Consider the following 16,130-nt stretch of genomic DNA (forward strand, 5'->3'; position numbering starts at 1 on the left):
GTGCCCGATCAGTATAAAAAACCAGGGATTTAGCGTTGCTTGACCCCCGGCAGCACGCAAAGCATTTCGTAGAGCAGGTTGGCGCCCAGCAACGAGGTATTGCCGGTGGTGTCATAGGGCGGCGAGACCTCCACCAGATCACCGCCAACCAGCTGCAGACCCTGGCAGCCACGGATGATCTCCATGGCCTGGATGGTGGTCAGGCCACCGATTTCCGGGGTGCCAGTACCGGGCGCCCAGGCCGGGTCGATGCCGTCGATATCGAAGGAGAGGTACACCGGGCCGCCGCCGACCTTGGCGCGCACTTCTTCCATCAGCGGGGTCAGGGATTTGTGCCAGCACTCTTCGGCCTGGACCACGCGAAAGCCCTGCTTGCGGCTCCAGTTAAAGTCTTCGGCGGTGTAGCCCTGGGCACGCAGACCGATTTGCACCACGCGGTCGCAGTCGAGCAGGTCTTCCTCGACGGCGCGGCGGAAGGTGGTGCCGTGGGCGATTTTTTCGCCGAACATATGGTCGTTCACATCGGCATGGGCATCGATATGTACCAGGCCGACCTTGCCGTGTTTTTTCTTGATGGCACGCAGAATCGGCAAGGTGATGGTGTGATCGCCGCCCAGGGTCAGCGGGATGATGCCCAGCTCGAGGATCTCGTCGTAGGCCTCCTCGATGATGCGGATGGCCTCGGCCATATTGAAGGTGTTGATCGGCACATCGCCGATATCGGCGATATTCAGGGAATCAAAGGGTGCAGCGCCGGTGGCCATGTTGTAGGGGCGGATCATCACAGACTGGGCGCGAATCTCGCGCGGGCCGAAGCGGGTGCCGGAGCGCAGCGAGGTGCCGATATCCAGAGGCACACCGACAAAGCCGACATCCAGTTCGCGTTTCTCTTCAGTTTTTTGGATATGCGGCAAGCGCATCATGGTGGCGATGCCGCCGAAGCGCGGCATTTCGTTACCGCCCAGAGGTTGGTGCAGGAGCTTGTCCACGGCTAGGCCTCAGCATTCTTGTGGTTATGAGTGGGGCCGATTCTTGGCCAGGCTGCGCTTGCGACAAATTGCTGCAGGCAAAAACTTAGTTCAGAAATTTCTAAACTAATACGCGCCTCTGTAGGATGGCCCGAATCGTGTAACCCATCCGAAGAGCCCACACTGATGAGCCAAGCCCTGCCCGATCTGAAACTGCTGCGTATCTTCGTCTCGGTAGTGCGTCATCAGGGGTTTGCTGCCTCGCAGCAGGATCTAAATCTCTCCACTTCGGCCATCAGCACCTATATGAGTCAGCTGGAGAGCCAACTGGGCCTTAGCTTGTGCCACCGTGGCCGTGGCGGCTTTAGCCTGACCAGCAAGGGTGAGCTGTTTCATCAGGAAACCCTGCGGTTACTGGGTGAGCTGGAGGGCTTTGAGCGTTACTCGGCAGCGCTCAAGGGCGAGTTGCGCGGCACCCTCAACCTCGGCGTGCTGGACTCCACCGTCAGCGACCCTGCCCTGCCTTTGCCCGAGGTGATCGGTGCTTATAGCCAGGAGCATCCGGGCGTGCACCTGCACTTGTCGGTGGCCAGCCCCTACGAGCTGCAATTGGCGGTACTGGACAACCGTCTGGATCTGGCTATCGGTGCGTTTTCCACGCGGATGAACGGCCTGGTCTACCAACCGCTGTACCGTGAGCAGCACTGGCTGTATTGCAGTGAGCGTCATTCCTTGTTTAGCGAGCGGCGCATCCCTCAGGAAGTGATCGCTCAGCAACGTATGGTCGGGCGCGGCTACTGGAGCCAGGCAGAACTGGCCCGGCACGGCTTCAAGCACAGCGCGGCGACGGTGGAGTCGATGGAAGCGCAGCTGATTCTGGTGCTGTCCGGCGCTTATATCGGCTACCTGCCGGAGCACTACGCACAGCCTTGGGTCGAGCAGGGTCGGCTCAAGGTGCTGCTACCGGCGACCTTCGGCTATCAGGCGCCGTTCTCGTTGATTTTGCGTCGTGGTCGTTCGCGGGAGCCTTTGATTCAGACCTTCCGCGACCTGCTTAAGGCTCAACTTAATCAGGGGTAGAGCTTGTTTAGGGCGTCGCACTGCGCAATTGCGGGGCGGCGAAATAGCTTTCTGCCGACTCGCCGGTGTTGTCGCTGTCAGCAGCGAAGACTACGCCGAGGATCTTGCGCGGTGCGCTGCCGAAAGCGGCGATGGCATCCGCGCGCAGGTCGCGCGATTCGCTCTGCCACTGGCCCAGCGCGGCTTCCGGGCCGCGCAGCGCAATCATTTCCACCGTCTCGGTGTAGGCGCTGCGCGCGTGGGTGCCGGGTGTCGCGCGGTTGTCCCAGACATAGCTGAGGGTTGCCGCCGGCAGGTCGGGATCAAAGAACGTACGCGCCAGGCGCAGCTTCTGCCGAGTGACAAAGCTCAGCGAATCCAGCGGGTAATCCAGCAGCACATAAACCCGCGCGGCGTAGTCGTCCCCTTCACGGGTGGCGAAGCGCGCCTGCTCCAGTTTGCGCTCGGTGCGCCACTGCCAGCTTAGTTGCCAGGCTTGGTCGCCTTGTAGATTCAGCGGATGCAGCAGGCCTCCGGCGGCGGCATCGGCCTGGATGCGCAACACCGGCTTACCGTCCAACTCAACCAGCGCGCGCGCGGAGGGTTTGAGCTTGGGTATATCCGCCAGCTTCCACGGCGTCGACCATTCACCAGCAGGCGGACCTGCGCTCCAGGGCGTTAGCAGGTTCTCCGCCTGGGCCAGCGGAGTGATGAGTAAGAGGCCCAGCCATAAGCTGCGCATCAGCTGCGGCGCCAGTTATGAAAGCGCTCTACTAAACGCAGCAGCCCCTGCGGGGCATGCGCACGCTTCCATTCGCCGGCTGCGTATTTGTTGGCCTCGGCCATGGTCGGGTAGGTGTGGATGGTGCCGAGAATCTTGTTAAGGCCCAGGCCATGCTTCATCGCCAGCACGTATTCGGCGAGCAGTTCACCGGCATGCTCGCCAACGATGGTTACGCCGAGGATCTGGTCCTTACCCGGCACGGTGAGCACTTTGACAAAGCCGTGTGCGGCCTCGTCGGCAATCGCCCGGTCGAGGTCGTCGATGCCGTAGCGGGTCACCTCATAGGCGATATTCTGCGCCTTGGCTTCGCCTTCGGAGAGGCCGACGCGGGCGACTTCGGGGTCGGTAAAGGTGCAGGCAGGAATGACCCGGTAATCCACCTTGAAGCGCTTGAAACCTGAGAACAGCGCATTGACCGCCGCATACCAGGCTTGGTGAGCCGCCACATGCGTGAACTGGTACGGCCCGGTGACATCGCCCACCGCGTAGATATTGGGAAAGCGCGTGGCCAGGTATTCGTCGGTTTCCAGGGTGCCGTTAGGCCGCACCGTTAGGCCCAGTTCCTCGACGCCGTAGCCGCTGACATTGGCCACCCGGCCCAGCGCCAGCAGCAGGCCATCAAAGGCGATGGTCACCTCTTCGCCGGTGTCCACGCGGCGGGCGACCATGCGCTGTTCGCCATTCACCACTTCAAAGCGTTCGGCGCGGTGTTGCAGGCGCACATCGACACCGTCGCTGCGCATGCTCTGCAACACCAGCTCGCTGGCATCGGCGTCTTCGCGCGGCAGCAGGCGTTCGGCCAATTCCACCTGAATCACCTGGCTGCCGAGGCGCTGGAAGGCCTGGGCCAGCTCGCAGCCAATCGGCCCGCCGCCGAGCACCAGTAGCCAGCGCGGCTGTTCGCGCAGGCTCCAGATGCTGTCCGAGGTGTAGCTCTGCACCTGCTCCAGGCCAGGAATCTTCGGTACCAGCGGCCGCGCGCCGGCGGCGATAACCAGGTTGCGGCTGGTCAGGGTCTGGCCATTCACTTCCACGCTCCATGGCGAGAGGATCTTCGCTTCGCCCTGAATCACTTCGACGCCCAGGCCGGTGTAACGCTCCACCGAATCATGCGGTTCGATATCGGCAATCACCCGCTGGATGCGCTGCATCACCGCGGGGAAATCCACCGTACCCTGCACGCCGGTAAAGCCCAGCGCCGGGCCCTTTTTCAGTTCATTGGCCAGCTTGGCCGAACGCAGCAGCGCCTTGGATGGCACACAGCCGGTGTTCAGGCAGTCGCCGCCCATCTGGTGTTTTTCGATCAGGCTGACCTTGGCCTTCACCGCCGCCGCGATATAGGCGCTGACCAGACCACCGGCGCCCGCGCCGATCACTAGCAGGTTGCGGTCGAAGGTTTTTGGTTTGTGCCAGCCGGCATACACCCGCCGCGCCTGGATCAGGCCGAGCAGCTTGCGCGCGATCAGCGGGAATACCCCGAGCAGCACGAAGGCGCCGAGCAGCCCCGGCGAGAGGATGCCGGCCAGGGAGTCGAGCTGGCCCAGTTCGCGGCCGGCATTTACGAACACCAGCGTGCCCGGCAGCATGCCCAGCTGGCTGACCCACCAGTAGGTGCGCGCCGGTAGGCGAGTGAGGCCCATGGCCAGGTTGATCAAAAAGAACGGAAACAGCGGCACCAGGCGCAGGGCGAACAGGTAGAACGCGCCTTCACGTTCGATGTCCGCATCAATACCGGCCAGGCGCTGGCCGAAGCGGCTTTGCACCCAATCGCGCAGCAGAAAACGGCTGCTGAGCATGGCCAGGGTCGCGCCCAGCGTCGAGGCGAAGGACACCAGCACAAAGCCTTCGAGCAGACCGAACAGTGCGCCGGCCAGCAAGGTCATCAACGCCGCGCCGGGCAGCGACAGCGCCGTGACCGCGAGGTAAGCGATAAAGAACAGCCCCGCCGCTAGCCAGGGCTGCGCGGCCACTTGAGCATTCAGCGCCGCTTGCTGCGCTTTGAGTGCTTCCAGGTTGAGGTACTGGCCGATGTCGAAGACAAAGAAGCTGCCCAGCAGCGCGAGGATCAGGCCCATTAGGGCGAGTTTGCGGCTATTCATCAGTCAGCGCCTCCAAGGCGCAAAGGCTTTGGCACAGGCTAAAACCGGCCAGCAGAGCAGTCTCTGGGCGGTCGGTCAGTTGGCCGAGCACCCGCGAACGATAGGACAACGCCGCCGGGCTATGGGCAGGCCACTGTCGGTCGAAGTCGGCGAGAAAAGCAGTGTGGTCGTTATTCAGCGGCAGCGCTTCGATAAACAGGCCGTCACGCTGGCAACGGTAAAGGGCCGCCGGGTGTGGCGTGGTGGCGATGCGACTGAGCAGGCCATAGCGGCCGCCGGCAAAGTTCGGCAGTCCGGCCGCGCCGTTATTGATCAGTGCGCCGTGCTCAAGGTTCAAGGCCACCGCCGAGCAGGTATGGCTGGTGGCGAGTACCTGCACCCTGTTGGCGGTAAACCAGGCGTCCAGTTGCTCCTGGCGCTCCGGCTCGCTGAGCGATTCCCGCGAGCAGCTCCAGCCAGCCAGGGATTGCTCGTCGCCATGGCTAATCGCCACGCGTTGGCCGGCCACGCTGACTATCGCGGTGCTCGGCCGTGACGCCAGGCGTTCGGCCATGCCGGGCAAGCCCTGCACGGTTCGGTTCAATTCCTGCTGAATGGCATTGGAGCGCTCGACCACCGCTTCATCCACCGTCATCGGGTAGGCGCAGCCGCAGCCTGCACCGCTGTCGTTGGCACGACCGAGTTCGGTTTCGACATTGCCGCGCAGGGCCAGATGGGCGCTGATGCCCTGCTCAATCTGCTGGAAAATCTGCGGGTCGCGGTCAAACCAGTGCGCGTCGCCGTTAAACACCACGAGTGCATTTGGCTCGGCGGCCAAGCGTCGTTGCAGGGCGGCCAGGGCCTGGCGATTGCCATATAAGCCGCCGACTACATAGAGCACGTCGCAGTCGAACAGCGGCTCACCGCTAAAGGCATCCCGCGCCAGGCGGTAGTCCAACGGGCAGTCGCGGCCGGCGCGCATCAGGCTGTACCTGCTTTGCGCTGCAGCAACCAACCTGGCAATAGATAACCCAGCACGCAGAGGCCCAAGCCATAAAGGTTGGTGCCCAACAACAGCGCGTATTTACCATCACCGATGGCCCAGCTCTGCGGAATCCAGTTTAGGGTCAGGGCGACGCCCAGGCCCAGGCCGGTCCAGAAGCTCAGGTGAAAGCCCAACCGCGTCGGAGTGGTCAGGCCGTGCAGCACGAACACCGGGGCCAGGCCGATGACCATGGTGCCGCTGATGGTGGTGGCCTTGAGAATATCGGTGCCTGCAATCATTGGCAGGTTACCGAGCAGGGCGAACACCACCATCACCGCCATGCCGACGCCAATGGCTTTCTGTCCGAGGTCGCGACCGGCCAGCTTCGGCAACTCACGGCCGGCCAGCTTGGCCAGGCTGGAGAAGGTTGAATCCAGGGTCGAGCCGGCTGCGGACACCATCACCACGGTCATCACCAGTAGCGCGCCTATGCCCAGGCTCTTGGCCAGGGCCGCCGGCACATTGTCCGAGGCGGCAACACCGACCAGCTGGGCGTGTACGCCGATCAAGCTAAAGGCGAGGATGGCGATAAAACCCAGCACCCCGGCGATCACAAAGGAGCGGCGCATGGCCTTCTCTTCGCTGATAAAGCCACGGTCGGTCAGCACCGGATCATGGAAGCCGTAGCTGAAGGCTTGCAGACCGGCGACCAGCAGCAGGTCGACCCCGGCATTCAGCGCCCAATTGCTGGTGCTGGCCAGCTCAGTCGGCGAATGCTGCGGCAGCACCAGGCCGAGCACCCAGACCAAGGCAATCACGAAGATCGCCGCCTGCGCCGCATCCGTCAGGATCGAGCTGCGCAGCCCGCCGCGCAGGCTGTAGGCCAGGGTCACGGCGGTAAACAGCAGGGCTGAGGCGATAAATTCGATGCTGCCCGAGTCGCCGTAATAACCGCCGACCACGGCGGTGTTGCTCCACACCTCGTTAAACAGACGAATCAGAATCGCGGCGGAAAACGCCAGCGCTGCGCCACGGCCATAATGGCTGCTCAGGAAGCTGACCAGGCCGGTCGCCGCAAAGCGCCGGCGTAGGCGGTAGATAACAAAGCCGGTGAGCGGAATCGACAGCCAGTACATGGCATACGCCAAGCCGCCGACCAGACCATAAGTCGCCCCCAGATTAGCGGCGTTGGTCACCGATTTGGCGAAGATCCAGCTGATAAAGATGCTGGAGGTGATCAACCACGGGCTGGCGCTGCGGCCCTGGTTGTCTTCGCCATTAAAGAAGCCGCCCAGGGTCACCGCACGCGGCGATAACGCCAGCATCAGTGCGCCGTAGACCAGCAGAAAGCCCCAGAAGAACAGCCCGGTGAGACTGGTGGGTTGCATGGATTGATCCTTAGGAAGTTAAAGAGCCGCCGCAGCTGGAGCCCTGGCCGGCGGTGCAGGCGTAACAATGATCGCGAGTGACGATGGGTTTACCGGTAAGCGAGGCGCCCAGCAGGTCACGCAGGTGCGGCCGGTCACGGCCGATCACCTCGGGCAGTTGCAGCGGCAAATCGAGCATCTGGTTGAAATCGCAGTCGTACAGGTAGCCCTGCCAATCGACGCTGACCAGGCTGCGGCACATCAACGGCTCGAGGTTTTCTGGGCGGTAGCTGTCGCGCAGTAACTGCATGTAACCGTTGAACTGGCCCTTGCTGACCAAGGTGCTGCCAAAGCGCGCAATCGGCTGGTTGGTGATGGTCAGCAGGTGGTTGAAGACAATGCCGAAGTCCTCGGCCAGGTGGCGTTTGTAATCAGCCTCCAGCGCGGCTTGCGGCGGTGGCAGGCTCGGACCTTGCGGGTTGTACACCAAGTTGAGGGTCAGGCCGCTACCCGGCTGGCCGTAGCCCAGGGCATTGAGCTGTTGCAGGCCTTTGATGCTGGCCTCGAATACGCCATCACCGCGCTGCTTGTCGACGTTATCGCGCGAGTAGCAGGGCAAGGATGCGCTGATTTCGACGCCCTGATCGGCAAGAAACTGCGCCAGGTCTGCATAACCCGGTTCACTGAGGATGGTCAGGTTGCAGCGGTCGATCACGCGCAGGCCTTCGCGGCGCGCGTGGGTCACGATCTCGCGAAAACGCGGGTGCATCTCCGGCGCGCCGCCGGTGAGGTCGAGGGTGTGCACCGAGTGGGCGTCGATCACCTGATGCAACAGAGCCAGGCTTTCGTCGGTCATGGCCTCGGTGCGGGTCGGCCCGGCATTGACATGGCAATGCAAGCAGCGCTGGTTGCAGCGGTAGGTCAGGTTGATCTGCAGTGCTTGCAGCGGGCCTCGCCGGATAGACGGAAACGCGAGCTGGTCGAGCAGCGGAAGCATGGCGTGCAAAAGTAACTCCTTAACCTGGGGTAAGCGTTCGCGGCATAGCGGCAAGTCTGCGGCGTCGCTCCGCAACTTTCTATAAGAACCTAGAGCGCGACGGCGGGCATTTGTTACAGCACGCTGGGCATACCGGCGTTTGGTTGTACAGATCTTATACAAATAAGGCAGAATTAGTGACCGTTGACCACGAGTACCGACCGATGCTGCGCCTTTGCTTGTTTTTTATTGCGGGTTTTCTCGCTGTGCCGTTTTTTCATCAGCCTGTACTCGGGCTTTTAAACGCACTCGGTATTGTACCCATCGCGCCTTTCAGCCTTAACCCAACCGCGCCGCTCGGCGTTCCGGCGTTGCTGTCTGCATCCTTCTGGGGCGGTGTGTGGGCGGTGATCATGCTGTTGGTGCTGCGGTGGCAGCCGAACCAGCCGCAGCCGTGGCTCAAAGCATCATTATTTGGTGGCATTGCGCTGACGGCGGTGGCCTTGTTGCTGGTGTTTCCACTCAAGGGCATGGGTTTCGATCTGGCGAAACTGCCGGGCCGTATGCTGATTGGCTTTTTGGTTAATGCGGCATGGGGCGTCGGTACGTTGCTCTTCGCCCGCAGCCTATTCATCCGTTGAGCTTCGCTCACATCATTCGCACCGGAGCTTCCCATGCTTGTCCGCCTAACTTATGCCAGCCGTGCCAGTCATAGCGTTTCTGCTGAGTTGATTCGTGAAATTCTCGACAGCTCGCAGCGTAATAATCCGAGCAAAGGCCTGACGGGGATTCTCTGCTGCAACGCCAATATCTTTCTGCAGGCGCTGGAAGGCCCGCGTACCGAGGTGAATGCCTTGTACAACCGCCTCGCCGATGACACCCGGCACAAGGACCTGACCATCCTCGATTACGCGGAAATCAGCATGCGCCGTTACAGCAACTGGAGCATGGGCTGGGCCGGCGCCAAGCAGGCCAACCGCGAACTGTTTCTCAAGTATTCGGCCAGCGACCACTTCGATCCGTTCAACATGAGCGCCGAGCAAATCACCGGTTTGTTACTGGAGCTGAGTGAGACCGTGAGCGCAATTAAATCGCCCGTTCTAAGCTAGCATCGCCTGGCGCCAACTCGCCCTAGCGGGCTGTGTTCCTCGCGCGCTGCATGACCCGCCGCTATAGCGTAGGTATGCGTTCCAGCAGGCTGATATCCAGGCGCAACAAGCGCACGCAGCGTTCATCCCGCAATTCTTTGGGCGACTGGTTGCTGCGCAGGTTAAGTAACAGGCGCACCAGGTTGAGCACCAGCGCCTCGCGTGAAAACACCCCGCTGCTGAGGCTGTAAAAGGCGGTAATCAGCTCGCGTAGGCCGAAGGGCAACCGCCAGCGAATGCGCAGCGCCGAGCCGAAGCTGGCGGCCCGCTGTTGCAGGCTTTGCGTGATGTCCTCATCGTGCAGCACGCCACCGGCGTCCTGCCAATCTTGCAAGCTGCGCAGCAATGCTAATTCGCCGATGTTGTGCAGCAGCGCGGCGGTAAAGCACAACTCGGCGTCCAGCTGCAGCTCGTTGGCCAGCCAGCGCGCCAGGTCAGCGCTGCGCTGCGCGGTTTCCCAAACACTGTTGGCCATCTCGGTCAAGCGCGGGTCACTGAGCTGCGCGTTGCGTTGTACGGCCATCCCCAACACCAGATTCAGCGCGCGCGCCAGGCCCAGGCGTGGCAGTGCTTGGCTCAAGGTTTGGCAGGCTACGCCCTGGTGTTGGGCGGCGCTATTGGCGGCGGCGATCAGTCGTGCGGTGATCTGCGGGTCGCGGGCAAATACCTGCTCAAGCTCGCGCAGGTTGGTCTCATCGCCTTTCAGGCACTGGCTCACTGAGTCGCGTACCGAGGCCAGCAGTGGCGCGCCCTGGCCTTCTTCACGCACCGCATTGAGGTAGTCCTCAAGGCTGTCGACCAACAAAGGCGCGTTGAGGTTGGCTGCAGGCGTTACAGCGCTGCCGAGAATGCTCAGCAGTCGTTGACGCAGCTGTTCGGCATTGAACGGTTTCGCCAGATAAGCTGTCGGCGCCAATGGCCGCGTTGCGCGCACGCTGTTGGCATCCAGGCGGCTGCTGAGCAGGATAAATGGCAGCGCCGGGGTGCGCGGGTGGCGGCGCAGTTGACGCAGCAGCTCCAGACCATCAACGCCAGGCAGGTCACCATCGGCGATGACCAGATCAGGCAGACGACGCTTGCATTTGGCCAGTGCTGCCTCGCCATCAGTGGCCCGCAGAATGCGCGCGTCAGGGCGAACATCACGCACCAGCTGCACGAGCAAATCCGCCGTCCAGGGGTCTGCTTCAGCAATCAGAACCTCGGCAGTGTTGGCTCGGGCAGTCATGGAAACCTCAGGTAAAAGCGCAATGGCAACGTAACGGCGTTATTGATATAGCCACACTAAGTGTAAGGGCCGCAGGGTTAATAATCAGCACAGCGCCGCATTTTTTTGAGCGCATGGTCAGCTTTTAGCTTGGCTGAATAGGCTGTGCTAGAGCGCCTCGGTTGGAACGAAAGCACCTAAACGGAGGCTATCGATTAACCGCCGACGCCATGCCTCAAACCGCTGGCAGAAAACAAAAAACCCGCCGAGGCGGGTTTTTTGTGTGAACCAGCTAAGAATCAGGCCAGTTCGTCGAAGCACTCGGCAAGAATTGCCAGGCCCTTCTCTAGTTGTGCATCAGGAATGGTCAGCGGCATCAGGAAACGGATGACGTTGTAGTAGGTGCCGCACGACAGCAAGATCAGACCCTTTTCGCGCGCACGCGCAACGATTTTGCCGACCAGTGCCGCCGCAGGCGTGCGCTTCTCGTCGCCCTCAAACAGCTCAATGGCGATCATCGAGCCCAGGCCCCGAACGTCACCGATGGTCTTGTGCTTGGCTTGGATGGCACGCAGACCGGTTTTGACCTTCTCGCCCAGTGCTTGTGAACGCTCCAGCAGATTGTCTTCGTCGAAGACCTTCAATACGGCTAACGCCGCCGCGCAGGCAATCGGGCTGCCCGCATAGGTGCCGCCCAGGCCGCCGGGTGCGATGACATCCATGATCTCGGCTTTGCCGCAGACGCCGGCAATTGGGAAGCCACCGCCCACCGACTTGGCGAAGGTGGTCAGGTCTGCAACCACGCCCAGTTGCTCAGTCGCAAAGAAAGTGCCGGTACGGCCAGCGCCGGTTTGCACTTCGTCGGCAATCAGCAAAATACCGTGCTCGTCGCACAGGGCGCGCAGGCGCTGCATAAAGGCTGGGGAGTTGGTGTAGAAACCGCCCTCACCCTGCACCGGCTCGATGATGATCGCGGCGATGTCCTGCGGCTGCGCATCGTTTTTGAAGATCCGCTCGATGCTGGCGATGGAGGCATCTTCGCTAACGCCATGCAGCTCGCACGGCGACTGCGCGCGGTACACGCCAGCGGGCATCAGGCCCATGCCGGCCGAGTACGGCGCGACTTTACCGGTGAGGCTCAGGGTCATCATGGTGCGGCCGTGATACGCGCCGGTAAAGGCGATCACACCGGCGCGGCCAGTGGCAGCGCGGGCAATCTTCACCGCGTTTTCCACGGCCTCTGAGCCGGAGGTCACCAGCAGGGTTTTCTTGGCGAAGTTGCCCGGTACGCGCTTGGCAATTTGCTCACACAGCTCAACGTAGGGCTCGTACGCCAGCACCTGGAAGCAGGTGTGCGACAGCTTGGTCAGTTGCTCTTGCACGGCGGCAATCACTTTCGGGTGCAAGTGGCCGGTGTTGAGCACCGCGATACCGCCGGCGAAGTCGATGTATTCACGGCCTTCAACGTCCCATACGGTGGCGTTTTCGGCGCGCTCGGCAAAAATCGGGTGGATCTGGCCTACACCGCGTGGAACGGCGGCCATACGGCGTTGCATCAAAGATTCGTTGGTCTTGCTCATGGTGTCCTCATTCGCCGCTGAATGCCGGCGTGGTTCAAGGATGTGTTACCGGCGATGGCTTGGCAGTATTCGATGATCGACTGTCACAGCACACCCGGCCACAGCTATGTCCATACAAAAGCCTAAGGCGCAGCGCTCTCGTGCGTCTTAGGCGGGGTTACTACTTCGCCAGGATTAGATACCCAGGCAGAGGTATTTGATTTCCAGGTAATCCTCAATGCCGTACTTGGAGCCTTCACGGCCCAGGCCCGAGGCTTTCATGCCGCCGAACGGCGCGACTTCATTGGAGATCAACCCGGTGTTGACGCCGACCATACCGTATTCCAGGGCTTCCGCCACACGGAACACACGGCCCATGTCTCGCGCATAGAAATACGAGGCCAAGCCGAACTCGGTATCGTTAGACATGGCGATCACGTCGGCCTCGTCCTTGAAGCGGAACAGCGGCGCCAGTGGGCCGAAGGTTTCTTCCTTGGCGACGGCGGCGTTGTTCGGCACGTCGACCAGAATGGTCGGCTCAAAGAAGCTGCCGCCGAGGGCGTGCGGCTTGCCGCCCGTGAGCAGGCGTGCGCCTTTGCTCAGAGCGTCAGCGATATGTTCCTGCACCTTGGCCACGGCTTTGTCGTCAATCAGCGGGCCGGTGGTGATGCCTTCATCCAGGCCGTTACCGATCTGCAGCTTGGCCACGGCGGCGGCCAGTTTCTCGGCAAAGGCGTCGTACACGCCGTCCTGAATATACAGGCGGTTGGCGCACACGCAGGTCTGGCCGTTGTTGCGGTATTTGGAGATCAGCGCGCCTTCGACGGCTTTATCCAGGTCTGCATCGTCGAACACAATAAACGGCGCATTGCCGCCCAGTTCCAGCGAGACCTTTTTGATGTCCTTGGCGCATTCGGCCATTAACTGGCGGCCGATTTCGGTGGAGCCGGTGAAGCTCAGCTTGCGTACGATCGGGTTGCCGGTCAGCTCGCTGCCGATATCGCCAGCACTGCCGGTAACCACGCTCAGCACGCCTTTCGGAATGCCGGCGCGCTCGGCCAGCGCGACCAAAGCCAGGGCGGAGAACGGCGTCTGCGAAGCCGGCTTGATCACCATGGTGCAGCCAGCGGCCAGGGCCGGGCCAGCTTTACGGGTGATCATCGCTGCCGGGAAGTTCCACGGGGTGATTGCGGCAGTTACGCCGATGGGCTGCTTGATCACGATCAGGCGCTTGTCCGGCTGGTGGCCCGGAATCACATCGCCATACACGCGCTTGGCTTCTTCAGCGAACCACTCGATAAAGGAGGCCGCGTAAACAATCTCGCCCTTGGCTTCGGCCAGTGGCTTGCCCTGCTCCAGGGTCATCAGGCGACCGAGGTCGTCCTGGTTTTCAATCAGCAATTCAAACCAGCGGCGCAGTTTGTTCGAGCGCTCTTTGGCGGTCAGGGCACGCCAAGCTGGCAGCGCACGGTCGGCGGCTTCGATGGCGCGACGGGTTTCTGCAGCGCCCATCTTCGGCACGCTGCCGATGATTTCGCCAGTGGCCGGGTTGTTGACCTTGATGGTCTGGCCGCTGTCAGCGTCCAGCCAGGTGCCGTCGATATAAGCCTGCTGACGGAACAGCTGGGCATCTTTCAGTTGCATGGCAGTCTCCTAAATTCCGACACCCTGGCATCGGTACGTGTCATCGAATATGCCGGCCTGCAGCGCAGGTCGGCTTGAGCGTGGGGCTCGGGTTGCTGATAGGCGGGCAAAAAGAGCGCTATACGCACAATTTCAGCAAGAGCGTTTGAAATCTCAAACGAATGCTAGGGTCAAGAGGGGTAAAGGGCAAGAGTCTGTTCGAAAAAATTAACGCCATACTGTGCTTATTCAAGCGCTTTATGTGGGTAGATAGCGGGTAGTCCACTGCCGTGCAGAATCTCGAACGAGGCAACGGCATGGACGCCCGCCAGCGAGATGCGTATGATTGCGCCCGCGCTGCACCAGTAGCTCAGCTGGATAGAGTACTGCCCTCCGAAGGCAATACTCATCGGGTTGAGAAGGGTGTCAGCTAATGGTCAAATAGACCGCCGCAACACATACGCACCAGTAGCTCAGCTGGATAGAGTACCGCCCTCCGAAGGCGGTGGTCGTGGGTTCGAATCCCGCCTGGTGCGCCATATCCCTTTGATTTGAAAGGATTTTTTGAAAAATCCGATAAAATCGACTTGCTTTAATCTCAACCAAACCTCGCAATTCAAACAGCCCTGCTTGAAACACAACATGAGTACTGCCTGAACAGCTTGTTTTCGGCTGATTTTCGGGCTGTGCCAATTCTGTGCCTAAACCGTGCCTTAAAGTCTGGCAACGCCTTTTGACGAGTTCGACGTTTGAGTATTAGCCCTCAATCGAACCTCAGCCCATAACTCATCGGTGGTGAACCCAGCTTTTGTCTTCGAAGCTGTATTCATAGATCGAAAAAGCATCCCCCGCAGCTGAAGGTACAGCTAAAGAGGGACGCCCCTCCCTTACGCGGTAGATGATTTCAGGCTGAAAAACGGCAACCCGAACGGCAGGAATGCTTACCAGATACTTGGGGCTGAGGGAGGTCAGCGACTCAGGATAGGCACCAGTTTCTTGCTTGAAAGACTCGATTGCTTTTGCAATTGGGGCAGCCATTTCAGGTGCCAGTTTGAATCGCCCCGGATTCCCTAGACACTTTCCAGGCTCAGTAAATGTCGCTTCTCAAACTCTACCGGTGACAGCTGGTTGTTGAAACCATGCCGGCGTTTTGGGTTGTAGAACATCTCGATGTAATCGAACACATCGGCTCTGGCATCCTGCCTGGTGCTGTAGATCTTCCGCCTGATCCGCTCCCGCTTCAGCAGCTGGAAAAAACTTTCTGCTACCGCGTTGTCATGGCAGTTGCCACGTCGACTCATGCTGCCAAGCAAGTTGTTGGCTTTCAGGAAACTCTGCCAGTCGCCGCTGCTGAACTGGCTGCCCTGGTCTGAGTGAATCATCACTTCCTGCTTTGGCTTGCGTCGCCAAACCGCCATCAGCAAGGCATCAATAGCCAGGTCGCAGGTCATCTGCGGTTTCATTGACCAACCGATTACCTGCCGCGAAAACAGGTCTAGCACCACCGCCAAATACAACCAGCCCTCATAGGTGCGGATGTATGTTATGTCCGTGACCCAGACTTTGTTGGGTTCGGTGACATTGAATCGACGCTCAAGATGATTCGGCGAGGCCACTGGTGGCTTGCCACCATAACGTCCCGGACGCCGCCGATACCCCGTCTGCGAACGCAGCCCTTCCTGGCGCATTAGCCGAGCAACGCGATGCCTTCCGCACTGTTCTCCAAGCTCACGCAGATCGTCATGGATTTTGCGGTAGCCGTACACACCACCGCTCTCTAGCCACGAGTGCTTGATCAGACCAAGCAGACGTTGATCATCCTTGGCTCGTGCTGACTTCGGTTCAGCCAGCCAGGCGTAGTAACCGCTGGCATGTACTTTCAGAGTCAGGCACAGACGACGAACCGAATAGTCTGCGGATAGCTGATTGATGAAGGCGTACTTCAGCCGCACTCCTTGGCAAAGTACGCGGCGGCCTTTTTTAGGATGTCTCGCTCTTCGGTCACGCGCTTGAGTTCAGCACGCAGACGACGTAGCTCAGCTTGCTGGTCGTCCTCTTGCGCTCGCTGCTCTTGGGGCTTGCTGTAGCGCTTCACCCAGGCATACAGGCTGTGTGTAGACATGCCCAAACGAGCAGCTACCTCAGCCACCGGCAGACCTCGCTCGGTCACCTGTTTGACTGCTTCGATTTTGAATTCTTCGGGATAACGCGGGTTGCTCATGGCACCTCCTAATGGGCCGTATTATGAGGCCTGGAGGTGTCTACGAAACTAGGGGCGATTCACCTCACTTAGTAACGGCTCGTGTAGAACACCTGGGACGATTAAAATTTCAGATTTCGCATAGAAGCTCGAACTTCAATTTTTGTTCAGGTTTTTAA

At 60.6% G+C, this 16,130-nt stretch carries 14 protein-coding genes and 1 tRNA gene; 4 read left to right on the plus strand and 11 right to left on the minus strand.

Features of this window, described 5'->3' with window-relative positions:
- Positions 1–29 precede the first annotated feature (29 nt).
- Complete coding sequence (gene speB / locus AC0J6G_RS16785; RefSeq protein ID WP_475249652.1) at positions 30–989, minus strand: agmatinase; 960 nt, start codon at positions 987–989, stop codon at positions 30–32.
- Between the two features lie 165 nt (positions 990–1,154).
- Between speB and AC0J6G_RS16790 the strand changes: the two genes are divergently transcribed.
- A complete protein-coding gene (locus AC0J6G_RS16790) occupies positions 1,155–2,048 on the plus strand; it encodes a LysR family transcriptional regulator (RefSeq protein WP_475249654.1) in 894 nt (297 codons plus the stop codon).
- A 7-nt stretch (positions 2,049–2,055) separates the two neighbouring features.
- On the opposite strand, the gene AC0J6G_RS16795 is transcribed toward AC0J6G_RS16790, so the two are convergent.
- Genes AC0J6G_RS16795 through arsS form a run of 5 tightly spaced genes read right to left on the minus strand, consistent with a single transcriptional unit; the run spans position 2,056 to position 8,238 of the window.
- Positions 2,056–2,769: a DUF3047 domain-containing protein gene (locus AC0J6G_RS16795; RefSeq protein ID WP_475249656.1), complete on the minus strand. Its 714-nt coding sequence runs from the start codon at positions 2,767–2,769 to the stop codon at positions 2,056–2,058.
- Positions 2,769–4,910 carry an FAD-dependent oxidoreductase gene (locus tag AC0J6G_RS16800; protein ID WP_475249658.1) on the minus strand — a complete coding sequence of 714 codons (2,142 nt, stop codon included), beginning with the start codon at positions 4,908–4,910 and terminating at the stop codon, positions 2,769–2,771. The genes AC0J6G_RS16795 and AC0J6G_RS16800 overlap by 1 nt, the downstream gene beginning before the upstream one ends.
- Entirely contained in the window at positions 4,903–5,871 is a 969-nt protein-coding gene (locus AC0J6G_RS16805) for a hypothetical protein (protein WP_475249660.1), read from the minus strand. Before AC0J6G_RS16805 ends, AC0J6G_RS16800 begins: the two co-directional genes overlap by 8 nt.
- Positions 5,871–7,262, minus strand: a complete 1,392-nt coding sequence (locus AC0J6G_RS16810) for a sodium:solute symporter family transporter (RefSeq protein WP_475249662.1) — start codon at positions 7,260–7,262, stop codon at positions 5,871–5,873. The genes AC0J6G_RS16805 and AC0J6G_RS16810 overlap by 1 nt, the downstream gene beginning before the upstream one ends.
- 10 nt (positions 7,263–7,272) lie before the next feature.
- Positions 7,273–8,238: an arsenosugar biosynthesis radical SAM (seleno)protein ArsS gene (gene arsS, locus AC0J6G_RS16815; protein ID WP_475253801.1), complete on the minus strand. Its 966-nt coding sequence runs from the start codon at positions 8,236–8,238 to the stop codon at positions 7,273–7,275.
- 176 nt (positions 8,239–8,414) lie between these two features.
- Here arsS and AC0J6G_RS16820 point away from each other — a divergent pair, with 176 nt between their 5' ends.
- On the plus strand, positions 8,415–8,858 hold the full coding sequence (locus tag AC0J6G_RS16820; RefSeq protein ID WP_475249664.1) for a hypothetical protein: 444 nt from the start codon (positions 8,415–8,417) through the stop codon (positions 8,856–8,858).
- A gap of 33 nt (positions 8,859–8,891) precedes the next feature.
- Positions 8,892–9,326, plus strand: coding sequence for a BLUF domain-containing protein (locus AC0J6G_RS16825; RefSeq protein ID WP_475249666.1), 435 nt, complete (start codon positions 8,892–8,894; stop codon positions 9,324–9,326).
- Positions 9,327–9,387: 61 nt separating this feature from the next.
- Here the strand turns inward: AC0J6G_RS16825 and AC0J6G_RS16830 are convergent, their stop codons facing one another.
- The 3 genes from AC0J6G_RS16830 to gabD form a co-directional block, all read right to left on the minus strand.
- Positions 9,388–10,590: an HDOD domain-containing protein gene (locus tag AC0J6G_RS16830; protein ID WP_475249668.1), complete on the minus strand. Its 1,203-nt coding sequence runs from the start codon at positions 10,588–10,590 to the stop codon at positions 9,388–9,390.
- Between the two features lie 278 nt (positions 10,591–10,868).
- Entirely contained in the window at positions 10,869–12,149 is a 1,281-nt protein-coding gene (gene gabT / locus AC0J6G_RS16835) for a 4-aminobutyrate--2-oxoglutarate transaminase (protein WP_475249670.1), read from the minus strand.
- A 174-nt stretch (positions 12,150–12,323) separates the two neighbouring features.
- Positions 12,324–13,772, minus strand: coding sequence for an NADP-dependent succinate-semialdehyde dehydrogenase (gabD, locus tag AC0J6G_RS16840; protein ID WP_475249672.1), 1,449 nt, complete (start codon positions 13,770–13,772; stop codon positions 12,324–12,326).
- Positions 13,773–14,213: 441 nt separating this feature from the next.
- Between gabD and AC0J6G_RS16845 the strand changes: the two genes are divergently transcribed.
- A tRNA-Arg gene (locus tag AC0J6G_RS16845) sits at positions 14,214–14,290 on the plus strand.
- 247 nt (positions 14,291–14,537) lie between these two features.
- Here the strand turns inward: AC0J6G_RS16845 and AC0J6G_RS16850 are convergent.
- Positions 14,538–14,789 carry a hypothetical protein gene (locus AC0J6G_RS16850; protein ID WP_475249674.1) on the minus strand — a complete coding sequence of 84 codons (252 nt, stop codon included), beginning with the start codon at positions 14,787–14,789 and terminating at the stop codon, positions 14,538–14,540.
- Positions 14,790–14,821: 32 nt separating this feature from the next.
- A protein-coding gene (locus tag AC0J6G_RS16855; protein WP_475249676.1) for an IS3 family transposase occupies positions 14,822–15,972 on the minus strand; the annotation gives its coding sequence in 2 pieces (ribosomal slippage) (positions 14,822–15,729 and positions 15,729–15,972; 1,152 coding nt in all).
- Positions 15,973–16,130 lie beyond the last annotated feature (158 nt).

The sequence above is a fragment of the Pseudomonas sp. TS_SC_3 genome, assembly GCF_056156225.1.

Excerpts from the sequence above, each read along its gene's own strand:
- AC0J6G_RS16790 (WP_475249654.1), top strand. The coding sequence starts at position 1,155 with ATGAGCCAAGCCCTGCCCGATCTGAAACTGCTGCGTATCTTCGTCTCG.
- AC0J6G_RS16795 (WP_475249656.1), bottom strand. The coding sequence starts at position 2,769 with ATGCGCAGCTTATGGCTGGGCCTCTTACTCATCACTCCGCTGGCCCAG.
- AC0J6G_RS16800 (WP_475249658.1), bottom strand. The coding sequence starts at position 4,910 with ATGAATAGCCGCAAACTCGCCCTAATGGGCCTGATCCTCGCGCTGCTG.
- AC0J6G_RS16805 (WP_475249660.1), bottom strand. The coding sequence starts at position 5,871 with ATGCGCGCCGGCCGCGACTGCCCGTTGGACTACCGCCTGGCGCGGGAT.
- AC0J6G_RS16810 (WP_475249662.1), bottom strand. The coding sequence starts at position 7,262 with ATGCAACCCACCAGTCTCACCGGGCTGTTCTTCTGGGGCTTTCTGCTG.
- arsS (WP_475253801.1), bottom strand. The coding sequence starts at position 8,238 with ATGCTTCCGCTGCTCGACCAGCTCGCGTTTCCGTCTATCCGGCGAGGC.
- AC0J6G_RS16825 (WP_475249666.1), top strand. The coding sequence starts at position 8,892 with ATGCTTGTCCGCCTAACTTATGCCAGCCGTGCCAGTCATAGCGTTTCT.
- AC0J6G_RS16830 (WP_475249668.1), bottom strand. The coding sequence starts at position 10,590 with ATGACTGCCCGAGCCAACACTGCCGAGGTTCTGATTGCTGAAGCAGAC.
- gabT (WP_475249670.1), bottom strand. The coding sequence starts at position 12,149 with ATGAGCAAGACCAACGAATCTTTGATGCAACGCCGTATGGCCGCCGTT.
- gabD (WP_475249672.1), bottom strand. The coding sequence starts at position 13,772 with ATGCAACTGAAAGATGCCCAGCTGTTCCGTCAGCAGGCTTATATCGAC.
- AC0J6G_RS16850 (WP_475249674.1), bottom strand. The coding sequence starts at position 14,789 with ATGGCTGCCCCAATTGCAAAAGCAATCGAGTCTTTCAAGCAAGAAACT.